General features: G+C 66.2%; 23 protein-coding genes. 14 read left to right on the forward strand and 9 right to left on the reverse strand.

All coding sequences use genetic code 11. The features are described 5' to 3' along the window. Positions 1–30 precede the first annotated feature (30 nt). The 6 genes from K2Y42_RS15935 to K2Y42_RS15960 all read left to right on the forward strand — a co-directional run bounded on the left by K2Y42_RS15935 (position 31) and on the right by K2Y42_RS15960 (position 4,214). Complete coding sequence (locus K2Y42_RS15935) at positions 31–441, forward strand: metallopeptidase family protein (RefSeq protein ID WP_291154290.1); 411 nt, start codon at positions 31–33, stop codon at positions 439–441. Positions 442–672: 231 nt separating this feature from the next. Then, positions 673–1,212, forward strand: a complete 540-nt coding sequence (locus tag K2Y42_RS15940; RefSeq protein WP_291154291.1) for a hypothetical protein — start codon at positions 673–675, stop codon at positions 1,210–1,212. 131 nt (positions 1,213–1,343) lie between these two features. Further along, a complete protein-coding gene (locus K2Y42_RS15945; protein WP_291154292.1) occupies positions 1,344–1,766 on the forward strand; it encodes a hypothetical protein in 423 nt (140 codons plus the stop codon). A gap of 84 nt (positions 1,767–1,850) precedes the next feature. Then, positions 1,851–2,456 (forward strand): 3-isopropylmalate dehydratase small subunit, encoded by a 606-nt coding sequence (gene leuD / locus K2Y42_RS15950; protein WP_291154293.1) that lies wholly within the window; start codon positions 1,851–1,853, stop codon positions 2,454–2,456. 207 nt (positions 2,457–2,663) lie between these two features. Further along, complete coding sequence (locus K2Y42_RS15955; RefSeq protein WP_291154294.1) at positions 2,664–3,716, forward strand: D-alanyl-D-alanine carboxypeptidase family protein; 1,053 nt, start codon at positions 2,664–2,666, stop codon at positions 3,714–3,716. Positions 3,717–3,986: 270 nt separating this feature from the next. Further along, positions 3,987–4,214 (forward strand): hypothetical protein, encoded by a 228-nt coding sequence (locus K2Y42_RS15960; RefSeq protein WP_291154295.1) that lies wholly within the window; start codon positions 3,987–3,989, stop codon positions 4,212–4,214. Positions 4,215–4,311: 97 nt separating this feature from the next. Here K2Y42_RS15960 and K2Y42_RS21300 read toward each other — a convergent pair whose 3' ends face one another. Beyond that, the gene (locus K2Y42_RS21300) at positions 4,312–4,860 is read right to left on the reverse strand and encodes an LUD domain-containing protein (protein ID WP_366512418.1); all 549 of its coding nucleotides are present in this window, start codon (positions 4,858–4,860) and stop codon (positions 4,312–4,314) included. Between K2Y42_RS21300 and K2Y42_RS15965 the strand changes: the two genes are divergently transcribed. The 4 genes from K2Y42_RS15965 to K2Y42_RS15980 are packed head-to-tail and all read left to right on the forward strand — an operon-like array spanning position 4,806 to position 9,832. Beyond that, entirely contained in the window at positions 4,806–6,296 is a 1,491-nt protein-coding gene (locus K2Y42_RS15965; protein WP_291154296.1) for an FAD-linked oxidase C-terminal domain-containing protein, read from the forward strand. The genes K2Y42_RS21300 and K2Y42_RS15965 overlap by 55 nt on opposite strands. A gap of 9 nt (positions 6,297–6,305) precedes the next feature. Further along, positions 6,306–7,526: an FAD-binding protein gene (locus K2Y42_RS15970; RefSeq protein WP_291154297.1), complete on the forward strand. Its 1,221-nt coding sequence runs from the start codon at positions 6,306–6,308 to the stop codon at positions 7,524–7,526. 54 nt (positions 7,527–7,580) lie between these two features. After that, complete coding sequence (gene glcF, locus K2Y42_RS15975) at positions 7,581–8,954, forward strand: glycolate oxidase subunit GlcF (protein WP_291154298.1); 1,374 nt, start codon at positions 7,581–7,583, stop codon at positions 8,952–8,954. A 41-nt stretch (positions 8,955–8,995) separates the two neighbouring features. Then, the gene (locus K2Y42_RS15980; protein WP_291154299.1) at positions 8,996–9,832 is read left to right on the forward strand and encodes a metallophosphoesterase; all 837 of its coding nucleotides are present in this window, start codon (positions 8,996–8,998) and stop codon (positions 9,830–9,832) included. Positions 9,833–9,851: 19 nt separating this feature from the next. Here the strand turns inward: K2Y42_RS15980 and mepA are convergent, their stop codons facing one another. Then, the gene (mepA, locus tag K2Y42_RS15985; RefSeq protein WP_291154300.1) at positions 9,852–11,354 is read right to left on the reverse strand and encodes a penicillin-insensitive murein endopeptidase; all 1,503 of its coding nucleotides are present in this window, start codon (positions 11,352–11,354) and stop codon (positions 9,852–9,854) included. A gap of 132 nt (positions 11,355–11,486) precedes the next feature. Between mepA and K2Y42_RS15990 the strand changes: the two genes are divergently transcribed. Further along, positions 11,487–12,140 carry an alpha/beta family hydrolase gene (locus K2Y42_RS15990; protein WP_291154301.1) on the forward strand — a complete coding sequence of 218 codons (654 nt, stop codon included), beginning with the start codon at positions 11,487–11,489 and terminating at the stop codon, positions 12,138–12,140. Here K2Y42_RS15990 and K2Y42_RS15995 read toward each other — a convergent pair. Further along, positions 12,128–12,544: a tellurite resistance TerB family protein gene (locus K2Y42_RS15995; RefSeq protein WP_291154302.1), complete on the reverse strand. Its 417-nt coding sequence runs from the start codon at positions 12,542–12,544 to the stop codon at positions 12,128–12,130. The genes K2Y42_RS15990 and K2Y42_RS15995 overlap by 13 nt on opposite strands. A gap of 58 nt (positions 12,545–12,602) precedes the next feature. After that, positions 12,603–13,616, reverse strand: a complete 1,014-nt coding sequence (locus K2Y42_RS16000; protein ID WP_291154303.1) for an alpha/beta hydrolase — start codon at positions 13,614–13,616, stop codon at positions 12,603–12,605. A gap of 289 nt (positions 13,617–13,905) precedes the next feature. Here K2Y42_RS16000 and folE point away from each other — a divergent pair, with 289 nt between their 5' ends. Continuing rightward, a complete protein-coding gene (folE, locus tag K2Y42_RS16005; protein WP_291154304.1) occupies positions 13,906–14,505 on the forward strand; it encodes a GTP cyclohydrolase I FolE in 600 nt (199 codons plus the stop codon). Positions 14,506–14,579: 74 nt separating this feature from the next. After that, complete coding sequence (locus K2Y42_RS16010; protein ID WP_291154305.1) at positions 14,580–15,398, forward strand: SDR family oxidoreductase; 819 nt, start codon at positions 14,580–14,582, stop codon at positions 15,396–15,398. Positions 15,399–15,421: 23 nt separating this feature from the next. On the opposite strand, the gene truA is transcribed toward K2Y42_RS16010, so the two are convergent. The 4 genes from truA to def form a co-directional block, all read right to left on the reverse strand. Then, positions 15,422–16,168 carry a tRNA pseudouridine(38-40) synthase TruA gene (gene truA / locus K2Y42_RS16015; protein ID WP_291154306.1) on the reverse strand — a complete coding sequence of 249 codons (747 nt, stop codon included), beginning with the start codon at positions 16,166–16,168 and terminating at the stop codon, positions 15,422–15,424. A 95-nt stretch (positions 16,169–16,263) separates the two neighbouring features. Beyond that, on the reverse strand, positions 16,264–16,536 hold the full coding sequence (locus K2Y42_RS16020; RefSeq protein WP_291154307.1) for a hypothetical protein: 273 nt from the start codon (positions 16,534–16,536) through the stop codon (positions 16,264–16,266). Positions 16,537–16,640: 104 nt separating this feature from the next. Continuing rightward, positions 16,641–17,582, reverse strand: a complete 942-nt coding sequence (fmt, locus tag K2Y42_RS16025; RefSeq protein ID WP_291154308.1) for a methionyl-tRNA formyltransferase — start codon at positions 17,580–17,582, stop codon at positions 16,641–16,643. 36 nt (positions 17,583–17,618) lie between these two features. Then, entirely contained in the window at positions 17,619–18,128 is a 510-nt protein-coding gene (gene def / locus K2Y42_RS16030; protein WP_291154309.1) for a peptide deformylase, read from the reverse strand. Between the two features lie 159 nt (positions 18,129–18,287). Here def and K2Y42_RS16035 point away from each other — a divergent pair, with 159 nt between their 5' ends. Beyond that, complete coding sequence (locus tag K2Y42_RS16035; protein ID WP_291154310.1) at positions 18,288–18,755, forward strand: RimK/LysX family protein; 468 nt, start codon at positions 18,288–18,290, stop codon at positions 18,753–18,755. 38 nt (positions 18,756–18,793) lie between these two features. On the opposite strand, the gene K2Y42_RS16040 is transcribed toward K2Y42_RS16035, so the two are convergent. Further along, the gene (locus K2Y42_RS16040) at positions 18,794–19,897 is read right to left on the reverse strand and encodes a glycosyltransferase (protein ID WP_291154311.1); all 1,104 of its coding nucleotides are present in this window, start codon (positions 19,895–19,897) and stop codon (positions 18,794–18,796) included. Positions 19,898–20,015 lie beyond the last annotated feature (118 nt).

Below are 20,015 nucleotides of genomic sequence, written 5' to 3' on the forward strand. Positions count from 1 at the left end.
CATTTCGTGGTGCGGATGCGGGAGAGCGGGATGGCGACGGATCTCAAAGCGGCAACGGCGCCAAGCCTTGCGGATTTCGAAGTAATTGCAGCGGCGGCGTGGGAGCGGATCGAACCCGAGTTCCGCGACGTCTGCCGCGATCTCGTGATCCGGGTCGAGGATTTTGCCCTCGACGAGGTGCTGGACGAGCTCGACATCGAGGATCCGTTCGATCTCATGGGCCTGTACCAGGGCCTCAGCCTCGACAAGAAAAGTTCCCTCGACATCGCGCGCGAGCCCGACATGGTGTTTCTCTATCGGCGCGCCATCCTGGATTACTGGGTGGAGAGCGGGGAAACGCTCGGCGAAATCATCACGCACGTGCTGGTGCACGAAATCGGACATCATTTCGGCTTCTCCGACGAGGATATGGAAGAGATCGAGGAGGATGCCGGACCCTGAGAGGGGCGCCCCTCGGGTGATGCGCGTGACCTCAGCGGACGCGCGCGAACCGTTGGCGTGATTGGAATTCTTTGTGCGCGCCATCGCTCGCGCGCGTTGGTTTCGGGCAAATGTTAACTTTTGCAGTCGATGGTTGGCCTGCTAGGGTGGCGTGACGGGCACATGGTTGTGGGGCAGACGGCGCGCGTCGCAAGGCCACGCGGGCTGGGCCGCATTTGGGTGGGGTAAGATTTGTCGACGGCTCATCGTCCTCGGTTGCGCGTGTTCGGATGGGTTGCTGCGGGCGCATTTCTCGCTGCGGTGCTGCATGGAGCCGCGCCCGCGCGCGCAGAGGATGTTCCAACTCCCGACGAGTACGCCGAGCACGTGGGCGGCGATGCTCATGTTCTCCCGCCCGGAGAGCTGAAGCTCGATGGGCGCCAGCAGGTGTGCGGTCAACGGCCAACCGTGATCGACAGCCAGCTCGACGACTACGGCGCGGCCTATCCGGGCTTCCTGATCCTCAATCCGCGGCTGCTCGCCAAGGTCTCGACGCCGGTCAAGCTCTGGATCTACGCGCACGAGTGCGGCCACCAGTTCCGGGGACCCGACGAGGAAACGGCGGACTGCTTCGCTGTGCAGCGCGGTCGGCGCCAGGGATGGCTCGACGAGAACGGGCTTGAGGAAATCTGCCAGTTCATTGCGCCGTCCAAGGGCGACAGCATGCATTTCGCCGGCTCGCACCGCTGTTCCTACATGCGCCAGTGCTTCGCGGATCCGTCGATCCGCTGATCCCTATCCCTGTGTTTCGGCCTTGCGGGGGGCGATGTTGTCCCCGGAGGGGCGCGTTCCGCAACTTGTCCCCGGAGGGGCGCGTCCGGCCTAACATCGGGCGTCTCTATCCCGCGCGTCGGCCGATCCCCATGCAACTCATCGACTTTCCGAAGCGATGCCTCGCCATAGCCGAGACCCTCAACCGGTGGGTGGGCGCGCTCTCGGCGCTCGATCAGGGCCGGCGCGCGAAGGTGGCGCGCTATGCCGACGCCATCGCCGATACGCTCGACCGGGCCCAGGCCTATGCGGCGCGCCTGGCGCAGTTTCCCCGCGACAAGGCCGCCCAGCGGGGGCTGATCCGGGAGCTGGGGCGCATTTCGGGGTATCTCGAGACCCTGGTCGGCGTGCTGCAACACCATCTTGACGGACGAAAGCTGGCTGGCGTTAAAAGACGGCTCGAACAGCTCGGCCCCGGCCGGGGTCGCCTTCGGGCGGCGCATGAGCTGCGGATGGACCGTTTGCTTGCCGCGGAGGGCTATTTCCGGGCGCTGGCCGACAGTCTCAGGGCGTGAGCGTCTCGCTTGAATTTGGCGCCGAGGTAGCCCACACCACGCACTCCAGGATCACGACACGCAGTCAGGACGCGGGATAGTTTCATGCAGAAATTCAATCAGCTCACCGGCGTCGCCGCCCCGTTCCCGCTCAGGAACGTGGACACCGACATGATCATCCCGAAGCAGTTCCTGAAGACGATCAAGCGGACGGGCCTCGGCAAGGCGCTGTTCTTTGAGATGCGGTACGATCAGGCGGGCAACGAGCTTGCCGATTTCGTGCTCAATAAGCCGGCCTACCGCAACGCCGAAATCCTGATCGCGGGCGAGAACTTCGGCTGCGGATCGTCGCGCGAGCACGCGCCCTGGGCGTTGCTGGACTTCGGGTTCCGTTGCGTGATCGCTCCCGATTTCGCCGACATTTTCTACAACAACTGCTTCCAGAACGGCATCCTGGCGATCAAGCTGCCGCAGGAGCAGGTGGACAAGCTGATGGACGATGCGAGCCGGGGCGCGAATGCAACGGTGACGGTGGATCTTGAAACGCAGGAGATCCGCGGTCCCGACGGCGGCGTCATCCGCTTCGAGATCGATCCGTTCCGCAAGCACTGCCTCCTGAACGGCTTGGACAACATCGGGCTGACGCTCGAAAAAGAAAAAGCGATCAAAGACTTCGAAGCGCGCGACGCGTCGGCGCGGCCGTGGGCGTAACGCGACTGCGGCGAAGATCTTTCCGGCGCGCGTGAGGCAGGTCATGTTCCGGGTTGGGTGCCGCGCGCTTTGATTGGTGCGTGACGCACTCTGGCTTGCGCGACACACACTTTGGTTTGCGCGACACGCGCGCGCGGAATCGCGCTCCGGCGCATTGCGGCTGTACGAACGAATATGCTAGGTGCGGAGCATTCTCGAGGGAAGGCCATGCGAGCCAAATGGATCCCGGCCGCAGCGTTTGCGGCCCTGAGCTTGGTTTTCGGCGGGCAAGCCCGCGCCGGAGGGCCCGCGCTCGTGTTCGATCCCACGGACGGGCAAGTGCTCTACGCCGAGGATGCCGACGATCTGTGGCATCCCGCGTCGCTCACGAAGATCATGACGGCCTACCTCACGTTCGAGGCGATCAAGTCCGGCAAGCTGACCCTCGAACAGCGCATTCCCTACAGCGAACAGGCGCAACTTCAGCCTCCGATGAAGCTCGGGCTTCATGTCGGCGCGACGTTGACCGTCGATCAGGCGCTCAAATCGGTGATCATCAAATCGGCCAATGACGTGGCCGTGGTGCTGGCCGAGGCGATCAGCGGATCGCAGTCCGAGTTCTCCGCTCTCATGAACCGCACGGCGCAGCGCCTCGGCATGACGCGCACGACGTTCGTGAACGCCAGTGGGCTGCCGGCGCCTATGCAGGTCACGACGGCGCGCGATCTCGCCAAGCTCGCGCGCGCGGTCGTCACCGAGTATCCCGAGCACGCCCCCTACTGGTCGATGTTCAATGCCAAGGTCGGCAAGATCCTGATCGGCACGCACAACGGTCTCCTGCGGTCGTTCGAAGGGGCGGACGGACTGAAGACCGGCTTCACCTGCGATTCCGGGTACAACGTCGTGGCGAGCGCGACGCGGGACGGGCACCGGCTGATGGCGGTGGTGCTGGGCGAGTCGTCGGGCGCGAAACGGACGTTGCGGGCGGCCACGCTGCTCGAGCATGGCTTTCACAGCTACGGCTGGAAGCGGCTCTTCAACCCGACCCAGAGCCTGGACGCGATGGCGATCGATAGCACCGTGAAGCCGGTGACGAGCGTGCGCAAGACGGTGATGTCGTACGATTGCGGCAATGCCCCGGTGCGCAAGAAGATCCGCAAGAAGGACGGCGGGAAGAAGAAGGAGCGGTCTGTCGACGCGCCCGACGCCCAGAAGGCAGCCGCGGCGGTGGTGGACAAGAACAAGGTCGCGGCCGGCGCTCCTGCCGTGAAGCCGCAATAGGCGGGACCGGCAACACGCGCGCCCGACAGTCTCGCCGGCACCGCCGGCTACCCTTAAAAAGGTGTGCTCTCACCATCTCAACCTGGGACACCGCTTTGCGCGGCGTGCCCGGTACACTTTTCGATATTGGGACGGGTGACGGCGCAACTGGCCGTTGCGGGCGAACCTTATCCCTGAATAATCTTGTAATTTCAATGCCTCATGGCGGGGCTGCGGTTTGGCGCTGATCTTGCGTTTTAGGGGCGAACGTTCCTTCACGAGGTCAGCCCGATGCCAAGCACTACCGCCCAAAAGAAAAAAGAAGCCTCCGTCATCCATGACGCCGAACTCATGGCTGTCGTGCTCGAAGGGCGGCATGGGGCGTTTGCCGCCGAGGTTGCCGACTTCTTCTCGTTGCTCCACCGCCAGATGGGCGATGCGAGCCGCTCGCACGCCTGGGGTGGCGTGGCGCGCATGGTGCGGCGGCGCGAGAGCGACCGCGTGCTCTCGATCCAGTAACGTCCGCCTCGGGGCGCGGACCTCACGCTTCAAGCCCTGTCTTAAATCGCCATAGACGTAGAGCTGCGAGGCGCCTTTGACGATGCGCCCGCTGACGTCACTTGCGCGGGCTCTGCCCGCCGATATCGCCAGTGCGAGATACTCCCGAAACAAGACTGACAGCGCGCGGCCACCTCTTTGGGCCAAGCTCGGATGCGTGCAACGCGAAGGCGTCCTCGAAAGAGGCCGCGATGGTAGCGCGGGCCACGTCCCCAATGTCGACTTCCGGCAGAAACGCGAGAGACGCGGGATTGCCCGCTCCGGACGCCAGCACGAGCGTGCCGGTTTCTGCGACCCAGCCGTAAGCGTGCCGCGCGCCAACAGGCGGCGGATCACATACCGTTTGATGGGCGTCGCTGCGCGCAGCATTGGGGTTTGCGGCGCTGACGCACGCGTGCGAGACTCGCCTCGTGCCGTGGCGAGCAATCCCGCGCGGCGACTGGCGTCGCGCCTCTTGCGGGTCGCGATTCAGCCGTGGTTCGGATATGTAGTCGGCGTCGCTTTTGGCCTGCGTTCTGCCTGTCGGCCAGTCATCCGCGAGGAAAGAAAACGATGGCGTCCATTGCGCTTCCGCTTCCCGATCCGGAGATCGTCGGACGACGGGAATCGATCGTGCGCGATCTCGTGGTGCTGTGCGGGGCGGACGCTGTGATTTCGGACGAGGACGGACGGCGTGCCTTCGAGACCGATGCGCTGACCGCCTACCGCAGGATGCCGCTCGCGATCGTGTTGCCGAGCACCACGGAGGGTGTCTCGGCGGTTCTGAAGTATGCCAAGGCGAACGGCATCAAGGTGATGCCGCGGGGAGCGGGAACGTCGCTCGCGGGGGGCGCGGTGCCGCTCGAGGATTCGATCGTCGTCGGCATTTCCAAGATGAACCGCGTGCTCGAAATCGACTTCCACAACAGGTTCGCGCGAGTCGAGGCGGGGATCACGAATCTCGCGATCTCGGCGGCGGTGGGCGCGGAAGATTTCTTCTACGCACCTGACCCGTCGAGCCAGATCGCCTGCACGCTGGCGGGCAACATCGCCATGAATTCGGGCGGCGCCCATTGCCTCAAGTACGGCGTGACGACCAACAACGTGCTCGGCGTCCGCATGGTGACGATCGATGGCGAGGTGGTCGACATCGGCGGCGCGCATCTCGATTCCGAGGGCTACGACCTGCTGGCGCTGATCGTGGGCTCGGAGGGCCAGTTCGGGATCGTCACCGAGGCGACGGTGCGCATCCTGCGCGCGGCGGAAGGCGCGCGGCCGATGATGATTGGCTTCGAGTCGAGCGCCAAGGCCGGCATCTGCGTGGCGCGGATCATCGCGTCGGGCATCATTCCCGTCGCCATCGAGTTCATGGACAAACCCGCCATCGAGGTGTGCGAGGCCTTCGCCAAGGCCGGATATCCGATGAACGTGGAGGCGCTGCTGATCATCGAGGTCGAAGGATCGGAGCAGGAGATCGCCGACCGGCTCGCCTACATCGCGAGCATCGCGCACGAGCTCAATCCGCAAGCGCTGGTGGTGAGCGGTTCGCCCGAGCAGAGCGCCAAGATCTGGAAGGGCCGCAAGTCTGCTTTCGGCGCCATCGGCCGGATCTCCGATTACTACTGCATGGACGGCACGATCCCGCTCGCGCATCTGCCGCACGTGCTGGAGCAGATCTCGGCGATCTGCGCCAAGTACGGGCTCCGCGTGGCCAACATCTTCCATGCCGGCGACGGCAACCTGCATCCGCTGGTGATGTACGACGCCAACGCGCCGGGCGAAGCGGACAAGGCCGAGAAGGCGGGGGCGGAAATCCTCAAGCTGTGCGTGTCGGTCGGCGGCTGCCTAACGGGCGAGCACGGCGTCGGCCTCGAAAAGCGCGACCTGATGCGGGTACAGTTCTCGGAGGAAGACATCGCCGTGCAGTTGCGCATCAAGGCGGTGTTCGATCCGGACTGGCTGCTCAATTTCGGCAAGGTGTTCCCGCTCGACGACGTGCAGGCCGCCATCGACAAGGCGCAGCGCGCGCGTACGGAGGCGCCGCCGTCCGAGGCGGCGGCTTAGGGGGCAACGATGAGCGATATCATGCGGCCCGCGACCGAGTGGGAGCTCAAGAGCATGATGACTGCTCTTTCCGAGCGCTCCATTCCGGTCGAGATCCTGGGGGCGGGCTCGAAGCGCGGCGTGGGCCGGCCAGTGGTCGCGCCCGTGGTGCTGACGACCGGGGCGATGCGCGGCATCTCGCTCTATGAGCCGGCGGAGCTCGTCATGTCGGCGCGGGCGGGCACGCCGCTGTCGCAGGTCGAGGTGGAGCTGGCGTCGCGCGGGCAGATGCTGCCGTTCGAGCCGATCGATCTCGGGCCGATGCTCGGCACGGGCGCGGGGCAACAGACGATCGGCGCGGTGTTCGCCGCCAATCTCTCGGGTTCGCGGCGCATTTCAGCGGGCGCGGCGCGCGACTACCTGCTCGGCGTGCGCGGCGTCAACGGACATGCCGAGATTTTCAAGTCGGGCGGGCGGGTGATGAAGAACGTCACCGGCTACGACGTGGCGCGGGGGCTTGCCGGAAGCTGGGGCACGCTGGCCGTGCTGTCGGAAGTGACGTTCAAGGTGCTGCCGCTGCCGGACGACGTGCTGACGCTGGTCTATCCCGATCTCACGGACGACCTCGCCGTCGAGATGATGAGCCTGGCGCTGACGGAGCCTTACGAGGTGTCCGGCACCGTGCATCTCGCGCCTGCGCTCGTGTCGCGGCTCACGCACAAAACGCTGTCGAAGGAGAAGCGGTCTGTGACCGCCATCCGGCTCGAGAACTTCACGCGCTCCATCAGCTACCGCAAGCAGCGGCTGCGCAATGCGCTGCGGGCTTACGGCGAGCCGATCGAACTCGACCTGGAAAGCTCGCTGGCGTTCTGGGGCGACATGCGCGCGCTGTCTTTCTTTCCGCCGAACGGCACGCATGTCTGGCGCATCTCGACGGCGCCCAGCATGGCGGCTTCGCTCGTGGCGTCCGTGCGCCGGCACATGAAGGTCGAAGCGTATTACGACTGGTCGGGCGGGTTGATCTGGCTCGAAACGCCAGCGTCCGCCGACGCCGGCAGCGCCGATATCCGCCGTGCAGTCGCGACGCATGGCGGGCATGCGACGCTGATCCGGGCGGATGAGACCGTGCGTCGGACGGTCGAGGTGTTCCAGCCGCTCGGCCCGGCCGTGGACCGGATCACGCGCGGCCTCAAGCAGGCGTTCGACCCGATGAACATTCTCAATCCCGGACGCATGTATGCGTCGCTGTGATACGCTTTGCTTTGGCGATCCGACTTCCGGATCTCTTGCTGCGAAAGACTGACGATGCAGACGAACTTTTCCGCCGCCGATCTTGCCAATCCGCGCGTTGCGGAAGCCGATAAAATTCTGAAGCGCTGCGTGCATTGCGGCCTCTGCACGGCCGTCTGCTCGACCTATGTCGTGCTGGGCGATGAGCGCGACAGCCCGCGCGGGCGGATCTATCTCATCAAGGACATGTTCGAGCGCGGGGCGGAGCGCGAACCGAGCGAGCAGGTGCGTCACCACATCGACCGCTGCCTGACGTGTCTTTCGTGCATGACGACGTGCCCGAGCGGCGTCGACTATCATCACCTCGTCGATGCGGCGCGCGCCGAGATCGAGGAGCGCAGCCCGCGCACCTGGAAAGACCGGACACTGCGGCGGCTGCTCGCCTTCATCATTCCCTATCCGCGCCGCTTCCGCCTGGCGGTGAAACTCGCCCCGCTTGGGCGTCCGTTCATTCCGCTGCTCGAGCGCCTGGGGCTCAAGGAGGTGGCGGCGATGATCGCGCTGGCGCCGCTGCCGACCAAAGTTCGCGAGGGACGCTTCGGGGGCCCGGGCGAGGCGCTGACGCACGGCGAGCGGCGCGCGCGCGTGCTGCTGCTGACGGGCTGCGTGCAGCCGGTGCTTCGGCCCGACATCAACGATGCCACCATCCGGCTGCTGGCGCGGCGCGGCGTCGACGTCATCGTGGCGCACGGAGCGGGCTGCTGCGGGGCGCTGGTGAAGCACATGGGGCGCGAGACCGATGCGATGCATCAGGCGCGCCGCAACGTCGAGGCGTGGTCGAAGGAAATCAACCGGGGCCAGATCGACGCGATCATCGTCAACGCATCAGGGTGCGGCACGACCGTGAAGGACTACGGCCATATGCTGCGCGACGATCCGATCTTCGCGCACGACGCGGCCAAGGTTTCGAGCCTCGCCAAGGATGTTTCGGAATTCCTCTACGACTACCAGCTCGGCGCGCCGGAACGGTGGTCATCGCTGCGCGTTGCGTATCATTCGGCTTGCTCGCTGCAGCATGGCCAGCGCGTGCACGACGAGCCGAAAGCGCTGTTGAAACAGGCCGGATTTGCGGTGGTGGATGTGCCTGAAGGTCACATTTGCTGCGGCTCGGCCGGGACCTACAACATCCTCCAGCCTGAGATCGCGGGGCAGCTCAAGAAGCGGAAGCTCGACAACATCCGTTCGACGCGGGCGGATGTGGTGGCGGCGGGAAACATCGGCTGCATCACGCAGCTCGATTCCGGCCAGGACATTCCGTTCGTGCACACGGTCGAGCTTCTGGATTGGGCGTATGGAGGTCCTGTTCCGCGCGGTCTCGACCACCTGCAGGATTTCGTGACCGACGTGCCGCGCCCGCGGCGGCAGGTGGAAGAGTTCATCGAAACGTGATCGTCACGCACGCGTCACGCTGCCTTTTTACATGAGCCGGCATGACCGAAAGCACATTTCCAGACAGCACGCGGGGACCGGCCGACCGGCGCGACGACCCGGGGCCGTTCGACATCATCGGTGACGTGCACGGGTGCGCGGCGGAGCTCGAACAGCTCCTCGGCCGGCTCGGTTACGGCGTGCATTGGAGTGGAGAACCGGGTGCCGTCCGCGTGAGCGTGACGGCTCCGGCGGGGCGGCGTGCGATTTTCGTCGGCGACCTCGTGGATCGCGGGCCGCGCTCGCCCGACGTTCTGCGCATTGTGATGGCGATGGTCGCGAACGGCACGGCTTTCGCGGTGCCGGGCAATCACGACGTCAAGTTCGTGCGCTGGCTCGAGGGCAAGACGGTTGCCATGACACACGGGCTCGACCGGACGGCGGCTCAGTTCGAGGGTGAGCCGAAGTCGTTCCGTGTTGCGGTCAGAGCCTTCTTCAAGGAGCTGCCGATTTACCTGTGGCTCGACGGCGGGCGACTGGCCGTCGCGCATGCGGGGATCAAGGGCGGGATGCTGGGACAGAATACGGGCGAGGTGCGCCGCTTCTGTCTTTATGGCGAGACGTCGGGCGAAACGGACAAGTTCGGTTTGCCGATCCGCTACCATTGGGCGGCCGAATACCGGGGCGAGACCTCGGTCGTGTACGGGCACACGCCGGTGCCCGCGCCGGGCTGGGTGAACAACACGATCTGCGTCGATACGGGATGCTGCTTCGGCGGCAAGCTCTCGGCGTTGCGCTGGCCCGAGCGGGAGGTCGTTTCGGTAACGGCCGAGGGCGTCTACACGGTGCCTGTCCGGCCGTTCGGGCACCCGCCGCTGCGCCCGGGCGCGATGCTCTGAAGCAAGAGCGCGCGGCCGGTTAGTTCGTTTTCGCCTGGGGTTTGGTCGCTGCGGCCGCAGCCGCGGGCGCTTTCGGATCGGGCTTGTGCGGCTCGGCTTTCGCCGGTTCGTGCTTCTGTGCTTCCGGCTTCGGCGGTTCTGGCTTCGGAGGTGCGGGCGCGGCCGTCACGGAGGTCAGGTCGTTCACGGGGCCGGCGTCTTTGCTCGAATCCACCATCTCGGCCGGTACGGTCGGCGGCTTGTTGCCGCCCGCCATCAGCACCGTGGTGCAATCTGCTGGCAGGTCCGCGAGCATGATCTCTGGCTTCGGACCGGACGGCTTCGACGGCTTTCCAGGCGGTTTTGCGGCGACCGGCGGCTTCTTCGGCGCAACGCGCTTCAGCCAGTCGGTCAGCTCAGCGCCGCATCCGTCGCCGTCGGGTACGGGCGGCTGGGCCTGACAGTTCGTCGAGCCGCTGGGGCAGCCGATGCGGACGTGGAAATGATAGAAGTGCCCGAAGTAGGGGCGCACCTTGTTCAGCCAGTGCCGATCCTTGCCGGCCGCTTCGCACAGCGCCTTCTTCAGCGCGGGATGCACGAGGATGCGCTCGACCGACGAGTAGGACGCCGCGCGCTTGATCAGCTTCACCTGTCCGTCGCCCCAGACCTTGGGATCGACCGCGCCGGCATTGGCGAGCATCGAGACGGCCGACATGTCTTCGCGCTCGCGGCGCGTAAGCGTGCGGTTGGGCATCGGGGTCAGCCAGATGTCGGCATCGAGGCCGACCTGATGGCTCGCGTGGCCTGAGGCCATCGGCCCGCCGCGCGGTTGCGACATGTCGCCGACGAGCAAGCCCGACCATTCCTTGGCTGCCGTCGATTCCTTGGCCAGGCGCTCCAGCAGCGCGACCAGATCCGGATGGCCCCAGTTGCGGTTGCGGGAAAGGCGCATCACCTGCCAGCCGGGCCCGTCGACGGCGAGCGACTTGGCACCCGAGAGACATCCCTTGGCGTACCAGCCGACCGCGCGCGCCTTAAGGGGGGCTGCGGATTTGACGGTGCCAAACAACTGCTTTGCGGTGGGGAGAGGCTTCTTGGCTTCCTTCTTTGCGGACTTGTCGTCCTTTGCAGATTTGTCGTCCTTGGCGGACTTGTCGTCGGCCTTGCCGTCCTTCTTGGCCGCGTCCTGCTTTGCAGCATCCTGCTTCGCATCAGCGGCTGCCTGTGCCGCCTTCGGTGCGGGCTCGGCGGCCTTCTTGGCGGTTGGCGCGGGATCCGGCTTCTTCGGCGTCGCCGCTTTTTCCTTTGCCGCTGCTGGACGATCGGCGGGCTTGGGCGCGGGCGGGACGACGGCATCGTTGTCGAGAGATTTGTTCTGCGCGTCAGCGGCCGTCTGCTTCTCCGCTGCCTCGACCAAATGGCCGGCCGGGCCATGCCACGACGGGCCGCTCTCATCCGTCGCGGCCGCGTCTTCTGCGCGGGCCGAGCCGGCGAGGACGACGAGCGGCAACAGCCAGGGCGCGACGTGTCGGATCAGCGACATGCATTCTCGCAAATTGGTGGTTCGGGTATCCTAGCCGAGGGCAGGGCCAAATTGCGACAGAGTTGTCAGTTCGCGGTCGAATTTCATGACGTTCAACAGCGTGACGGCGGGCGGGGTGCACAAAGGCGGGCAATGGCAGACATTCTGAGCACAGGACATCAATCGGCGCGGACGCTCGTCATGCTCGCGGCGGGCGCCGGTGCGCCGGTGACGAGCGCGTGGATGGAGCGCATGGCGGGTCTGCTTGCGGATGCCGGATTGAGCGTCTTGCGATTCGATTTTTCCTACATGACCGCGCGCAGCGCCGAGGGTTCGCGGCGCCCGCCTCCCAAGGCCGAAAAGCTGGTCGGGGAGTACGACGCGGCCGTCGCGGCCGTGCTGGGCCGGCTCGATACAGGGCAACGGCTTGTGATCGGCGGAAAATCGATGGGCGGGCGCGTGGCGAGCCTTGCCGCGCAAGGGCTGTTCGATGCGCGCAAGATCGCGGGGCTCGTGTGCCTCGGTTATCCGTTTCATCCGCCGGATAAGCCGTTGTCGCTCAGGACCGCGCATCTGGCGACGCTCACCTGCCCGACGCTGATCGTGCAGGGCGAGCGCGATCCGTTCGGCGTGCGCTCGGAAGTGGAGGGCTATGGCTTGGCCCCCGCGATCGATGTGCGCTGGCTCGTCGACGGCGATCACGATTTCAAGGCGCGGCGCGGATCCGGCGCGACGCTCGCCACGAACATGCAGGCCGCCGCGGGGCTCATCCGCGACTTCGCTGAAGGGTTGCCTCAAATGCGCTGATGACGAGCGCGCGCGCCGCGCTCGAGTGCAGCGCACGTTTCGCGATCGAGACCGAGCGCGGTTGCGAGCAAGCCCAAGAAGTTCATCTCGTCGGTGTGGATCGACAGATCGGACGCGGCGACCTCGGCGCAGAGCACGTAGGCCGTCTCGTAGAGCCGTGGGTTGAGGCTGGATTTGATCAAGGCCAGCACCTCTTTGATGCCGTCCGACCGGCGCAGAATCTTGCCGCAGTCCTGCGCCGCGTCCGCCAGCCAGTCGTCGGTGTAGGCTTCGAAGGGCGGCAGCTCGCGCACGATCGAGCCGATGCGTGCGAGCTCCTCAGTGGTGATGGTGCGATCGGCTGCCGACACAGTGACCATGGCGTAGATGAGGGCTTCCTGGGGCGAGATGGACGTGGCCGGCATTGGGGCGCGAGGCTCCTGGGACAGTTGTTCGGGTTCGTTGAGGATGCGGGCGCCGCGCTCAGCGCGCGGCGGGAAGCTTGGCGAACGCGGCGAGAAGGGTGGCGTTGAAGTCGTCGGGGCGTTCGATCTGCGGGGCGTGGCCGAGATCGGGAAACGAAATCAGCTCGGCGCCGGGGATGCGGGCGGCCGCCTCGCGGGCGAGATCGGGATAGCGGCCGAGCGTGGCGGCAAGCTCCGGTGACGCGCGATCCTTGCCGATGGCCGTCGTGTCGCGGTCGCCGATCACCAGAATGACGGGCATCTTCAGGCGCGGGAACTCATGCACCACCGGCTGGGTGAAGATCATGTCGGAGGCGCGGGCCTGGGAGAGGATCGCGAGGTCGGAGCCGTCGCCTTTGTACATGGAGACGAGCATGTCGACCCACCGGTCAAACTCGGGCCGCCAGCGGCCATCGTAGTAGGTTTTCTGCTGATAGGCTTTGACGCGGGTGGCGTCCGTCTTGCGCTCCGCTTCGATCAGCTCGTCCACCGTGCGGCCGGGAACGCCCTTGGCGCTCCAATCCTCCAAGCCGATCGGATTGACGAGGGCAAGGGCGGCGGTGTCGTCGGGGAAGCTCAGCGCGTAGCGCGTCGCGATCATGCCGCCCATCGAGTGGCCGACGAGGATCGGCTTCGTGACGCCCCGGCTCGCCAGCAATGCGTGCGTGTTTGCGGCAAGCTGGTGAAAGCTCATCTGGTAGGTTGCGGGCTTGGTGGATTTGCAGAAGCCGATCTGATCGGGCGCGATCACGCGGTATCCGGCTTTCGTGAGCGGGGCGATGACGCCTTCCCAGGTTGCGCCGCAGAAATTCTTGCCGTGGAAGAGAACAACGGTCTTGCCGTTCGGCGTGCCGGTCGCGGCGACGTCCATGAAGGCCATTTCGAGGGGCTGGCCCTGCGACGTGAAAGCGTAGCGCTGAACGGGATGCGGGTAGGAAAAATCCGACAGCATGCCGTCGGCATGCGCGGCGCCGGTCACGGGCGCGATGGCGTACAGGAGAGCCAATCCGGCTGCGGCGCTGCGATGGCGCATGATGGTCAATCCCCTTCTGTGGCCCCTGTTTCGGCGCTGTCGGCAGCCCCGAGAGAGATGGGGATCCGCGATTTGTGGGCAAGTTGCGGCGAGGTGCCGCGCATCTCATTAATCATGGCCGCTCATGGTGCTGCAACCGTCGGCCCGGGGTCACTTTTTCTTCCCCTCGTCACACACTATGTTATGGGAGGCGGCACCGGTTCACCCCACGGTTTTGCCGTCCTTCGCCGCGCGGATCCAGGCCCGCGCCGGTTGTGATCCTCTTGGCCTGACGAGGCAGCTTCCGCTCATGAAAAACAAGACTGCAGCCCCTCCTGCGAGCGCGGACGCGCCGTCGCGCGCCGAAGCCGAAGCCGCCGTGCGGACCCTGCTGCGCTGGGCGGGCGACGATCCGACCCGTGACGGCCTGATCGAAACGCCGAGCCGCGTCGTGCGCGCCTTCGAGGAGTACTTCCGGGGTTATCACGACGATCCGGAAGCCATCCTGCAGAAGACCTTCGAGGAGATCGAAGGCTATGACGAGATGATCGTGCTGCGCAAAATCCGTTTCGAGAGCCATTGCGAGCATCACATGGCGCCGATCATCGGGCATGCCTGGGTGGGCTACATCCCGAGCGGCCGCGTCGTCGGCATCTCGAAGCTCGCGCGCGTCGTGGAAACGTATGCGAAGCGTCTTCAGATCCAGGAAAAGATGACGTCGCAGATCGCCAACACCATCGAAAAGGTGCTGAACCCGCAGGGCGTCGCGGTCGTGATCAAGGCCGAGCATCACTGCATGACGGCGCGCGGCGTGCACAAGCCCGGTACGGATCTCGTGACGAGCCGCATGCTCGGCGTGTTCCGCGACAACCCCATTACGCGGCAGGAATTCCTGTCGATGATCGACTAAGCCATTCGATCCCTGATTTTCTTAGACATGCGTCCCGGCCAGCAACCGGGACGCGCGTGTGTTGGAGTTTGCGTGTGACCACCGGCAAAACCGTTCTCATCACTGGCGCTTCGAGTGGAATCGGGCGTGCGGCGGCCGAGTTGTTCGCCGAGCGTGGCTGGACGGTGGCGGCCACGATGCGCCGCCCGGAGGAGAGCGATCTCGGCAAGACTTCGGATCGCATCCGGCTCTTCCGTCTCGATGTGACGGATCAGGCATCCGTGGATGCCGCCGTGGCCGACGTGATCGCCCAGTGCGGGGGCATCGATGTGGTCGTCAACAATGCCGGTTATGGCCTGATGGGGCCATTCGAGGCGCAGACCGACGCGCAGGTTCGCCGCCAGTTCGAGACAAACCTATTTGGCGTTATCAACGTCACGCGGGCGGTGCTGCCGCATATGCGCGCGCGCCGGGCAGGGCGGATCATCAACGTCGGCTCGGCGGCGGGGCGCATGGCGCTGCCGCTCTACTCGACGTACAGCGCCACGAAGTGGGCGCTCGAAGGGCTCTCCGAGGCGCTGTGGCTGGAAGTTCGCCAGTTCAACATCAAGGTCAAGATCATCGAACCCGGGATGATCAAGACGGACTTTTTCGAGCGCTCGCGCGAGATCGCGTCCAAGCCGGACCTGACGGACTACGACGAGTTCGTTGCCAACGTCGCGCCGAACATCACCGCCTGGGAGGAGGCTGGCGCCGAACCCATCGTGGTCGCGCGCAGCATCTGGCGCGCGGCGACGGGCGGCTGGTGGCGGTTGCGCTATCAGCCGAACGCCAAGCTCGCGGTTTGGCCGCGCGGCTGGGTGCCGGGCCAACTCTACGTGCGGATCGTGCGGCGGCTGTTCAACGCGTGGTAAGGCGGCGGCAGGCAGCGGTGTGATCAACGCGCGCCGTAGTCGACCGACACGAGATAGAGCCCCGAGGCTGGCGCGACCGTGCCGCAGGCGGTGCGATCCTTCGCGGCGAGGGCGGCCGCGAGATCGTCCCTTCTCCATTTTCCTTCGCCGACATGCTTCAGGCTGCCGACCATCGAGCGCACCTGATTGTGCAGGAACGAGCGCGCCGAGGCGCGGATTTCGATGATCTCGCCGTTCTGCGTGACGTCCAGGCGATCCAGCGTGCGCATTGGAGAATTGGCCTGGCACTGCGCGGCGCGGAAGGTCGTGAAATCGTGATGGCCGACAAGAGCGGATGCCGCCTCGCGCATGGCTTCGACGTCGAGGGTGCGCGGCACCCACCAGACGCGCTTGCGCTCGATTGCCGGCGGGGCGCGGCGAGGGAGGATGCGATAGAGGTAGTGCCGGGCGGTGGCGCTGAAGCGCGCGTCGAAGGCTGGGTCGGTCTCGGCGCAGTCGCGCACGACGATCGGCAGCGGCTTCAGGTAGAAATTGAGGCCGTCGCAGAGGCGCGAGGGGGCCCACGTTTTTTCAATGTCGACGTGCGCGACCTGGCCTGTGGCGTGGACGCCGGCGTCGGTGCGGCCCGCGCCGCGAATTCCAGCTTCCTCGCGCGTGAGTTTAAAAACGGCTGTTTCCAGCGCGCCTTGCACGGAGACGCCGACCGGCTGCGATTGCCAGCCGACGAAGGGCGTCCCGTCGTATTCGATTAGCAGACGATAGCGGGGCATCGGCTCATGTGCATGCGCGGAGGGTGAGGGCAAGGGCACTGCCTACCCCGCCCGCGTCGCCACCTCAAGGCGCATTCGATACGCGTGTGGCCGGATCAGCGGCGGGACTGGCCGCGCACGGGAACGCCCGTGACGGGATCGTAGTAGTTGAGGCTCAGCGGCGTGCGCCCTTCGGGATTGACGATGACGTGGCGCTCGGAGGGCAGCGGCCGGAAAACTCGCACGCCTTCTTCCATGGTGACGGTGGCGCCGTAGGCGTTCGAATTCTCGATGCGGGTCGTGTGGGCTGCGTCCTGGGCGAAGGCAGCAGATCCCGCGAGGAGCGCGGCGGCTGCGCCAGCGGAGGCGAGAAGTCGGGTGCGGATCATGAGCGGGTACTCCAAAACTCGGTTTCCGCCAGTTTAAGAGAGACGCGGCGCCGGCTCTCAGCCGTTCGCGCGGCATGATTAACGCGCGCGCTTAACGGGAGAGGCTAGGCGCCGAGGATCGTGCCGCGCGACACAGCGAAGCCGCGCAGAAAGTCTTCGGCCGTCATGGCGCGTTTGCCCGCGCGCTGGACCTCGAGCAGGCGGATTGCGCCCTCGCCGCAGGCAATGGCGAGCGCGTCGTCGAGAACCTCGCCTGGCGTGCCGGAGCCCTTCGCGAGTTCCGTGCGCAGGATCTTGAGGCGTTCCGGCTTTCCGCCGGACGGGGTCGCGTCGAGCCAGGCGCCCGGAAACGGCGACAGGCCGCGGATGTGGTTGTGGACCTCGTGAGCGGGCTTCGACAGATCGATGCGCGCTTCGGCCTTGTCGATCTTGGCGGCGTAGGTGACGCCGTCGAGCGGCTGGGCGACGGAGGGCAGCGCGCCGTTCTTTTCAAGTGCGGCGAGGGCTTCGACGATCAGGTCCGCACCTGCTCGCGCGAGGGTGTCGTGCAACGCGCCGGTGGTGACGTCGGGCCCGATGGGGACGAGGCGCGTGGCGGCGACGGGGCCGGTGTCCAGCCCCGCCTCCATCTGCATGACCATAACGGCCGTCTCGGTGTCGCCCGCCATGATGGCGCGATGGATGGGGGCTGCGCCGCGCCAGCGTGGCAGCTTCGACGCATGTACGTTGAAGCAACCGAAGCGCGGAGCTGCGAGCACGGCGCGGGGAAGGATGAGCCCGTAGGCGATGACGACGGCGGCGTCGGCTCCGAGCGCGGCGAACGCGGCCTGGTCCTCCTCTGACTTGAGAGAGAGCGGCGTGCGCACCGGTAGTCCTAAGGCCTCCGCGCGGGCGTGGACGGGAGACGGCCGCTCGGCCATGCCGCGGCCCGCCGGGCGGGGCGGTTGCGAGTAGACGCACAGGACGCGGTGGCCGGCGGCCACGATGGCGTCCACCGCCGGCACCGAAAAGTCCGGCGTTCCCATGAAGACGAGATTGAGCGGCATGCTGATGTCCTACGCGGCCTTTAGAGGCCCGGCGCCTCAGGCGGAGTCGCGCGCCATTTTTTTGAACTTGCGAACGACGATATCGCGCTTCAGGCGGGAGAGGAAATCGATGATCAGCTTGCCGTTGAGGTGGTCGATCTCGTGCTGGATGGCGGTGGCCAGCAAGCCCTCTGCGGCCAGCTCGCGCGGTTTGCCGTCGCGGTCGATGTAGCCGACGACGAGGCTGGCCGGGCGCTCGATCTCGATGTGGTAGTCCGGGATCGACAGGCAACCTTCCTCGTGGATGCGCGTCTCGGAGCCCAGGCTCTTGATTTCCGGATTGATCAGGACCAGCGGGTCCGGCTCGTCGGTCTCGGAAACATCGAGGACGATCAGGCGTTTCAGGACGCCGACCTGAACCGCGGCCAGGCCGATGCCGGGCGCGTCGTACATGGTGTCCAGCATGTCGGCGGCGAGTTTCAACACGTCGCCGTCGACACGCTCGACGGGGGTCGAGGTCTGGCGCAGGACGGGGTCGGGGAGCTTAACGATGGGCATCGTGGACATGGCCTTGAAATAGGCAAGTCCCGCGCAGCGGTCAATGTGGTCGGGGTGGTCCGGATCCCTTGAGCGTTAACGACTACGTATCATTGCGGGTTTGCGTATTGGGCCTGCAAGGGAGCGCACAACTGCGGTAGTATGACGTGTTCGAAGCTTGAGCATGCCATGCCGCACGACCTTTCACCGCTGATCCTGGGACGCCGCGAATGGGTGGCGCTGCCCGCGCTCGGCCTGATGGCCATCAAGGTGAAGGTCGACACGGGCGCGCGCACGTCGGCGCTGCATGCGGAGGGCATCGAGACGTTCGGACCGGTGACGGCGCGCAAGGTTCGCTTCATCGTCTATCCGCTGCTCGAGGAGCCGAATCTCGCCGTCGCGTGCGAGGCGCCGCTGCTGGGCGAGCGCGACGTGACGAGCTCGATCGGTGAGCGCGAATGCCGCCGCATCATCGCGACGACGCTGCGCGTCGGCCGGCGCGAGTGGCCGATTGAGCTCGGCCTCACGAATCGCGGCGGGCTCGTGCACCGGATGCTGCTCGGGCGGCAGGCGATCCTGCCCGGCATGCTTGTCGATCCGGCCCGCTCGTTCCTGCTGCCGAAGCTGAGCACGCGGCTTTATCGCGCCCCGGCCTGACGCCAATTCGATTGATCTTTCGGGATACGGTGCGCGGCTCAGTCCACGCCGAGGGCGCGCGCGAACGCGGCGTTGACGTCGCGGACATCGAACCGGCGCTCGGCCTTGAGGCGCGCCGCGCGGGCGCCTGTGGCAAGCGAGCTGGGGTTCTTCAGATAGCTTTCCATCGCGATCACGAGCGCGTCGACGTCGGCCGGCGGCACGAGGCAGCCGCTGACCTTCTCGTCAACGGTCTCGGCGCAGCCGGGTGTGCGCGTGGTGATAACGGGCCGTCCGGTGGCCAGCGCCTCCTGCACCGCGCGCGGCATGCCTTCCACGTAGGACGGGTAAACGAAGACGTGGCACGCGGCGAGATCGGCGCGGACGTCCTCCAGCGGGCCGAGGTAGGCGACGGAGCCGCTCGCGGTCACCTTTTCGGGCGGGACGGCGTCGGGCTCGGTGCTGGAGGGGCCGGCGATGCGAAACGATGCGTCGGGCCAGCTCTGCTTCACGCGGTCTGCGGCGGCGATGAATTCCGTCACGCCGCGACGGCGTTCGAGACGCGACAGCATCAGGAACTCAAGCCCGTCGCCGATTGGCGGCATTGGGGCGGCTGGGAAGCGGTCGAGATCGACGCCGCTGCCGGGCACGACCATCGTCATCAGGTTGGCCGGTATAAGGCCGAGCTCTTTCAGCGTGCGCTCGTTCTCGCGGTTGTGAAAGACGATCGCGTCACTTGAGCGGATGGCCTGCGCGAAGCGGCTGCGGTTGACGCTTTCGATGCCGTCGCTCGGGAGGGCGTTGACGAGGCTGACGACGCGGCGGACGTTCGCGCGCCGCGCCGCCAGGGCGGCCAGGCTCAAGGTGTGAAGGCCGAAGCCGAGCACGATGTTGGGCTGCCAGTCCTTGAACTGGGCGACGAGAGCGGTGAGGGCTTGCCATTCGGCTAACAGCCGGATTGACGGCTGGGGCGGCTCGAAGGCGCGGTGCTGGGCACCGGCTGCGCGCAGGATGCGCATGTAGTGGACGGGCCCCGGGGGCGAGATGCACAGGACGCGATGACCACGTGCGGCGAGCGACGCGATGAGGTCGCCGCGCAGGTTGGCGGCCGCTTCCAAGGAGGGCGCGACGATGGCAATTCGTTCGGAAACAGGCGTGGTCACGATTGCTGGCCGATCACTCGTCGATTCGCGCTGGCTAGCGAGGCTAGCCTACGCGCTCCCCGATCAACAGGGCCAGTGGGCGGCGCGGCCGTGGCCATGCACAGCTCTGGCTGGTGCG

It is taken from the genome of Hyphomicrobium sp., from assembly GCF_019744875.1.
GTDB lineage: Bacteria > Pseudomonadota > Alphaproteobacteria > Rhizobiales > Hyphomicrobiaceae > Hyphomicrobium_C.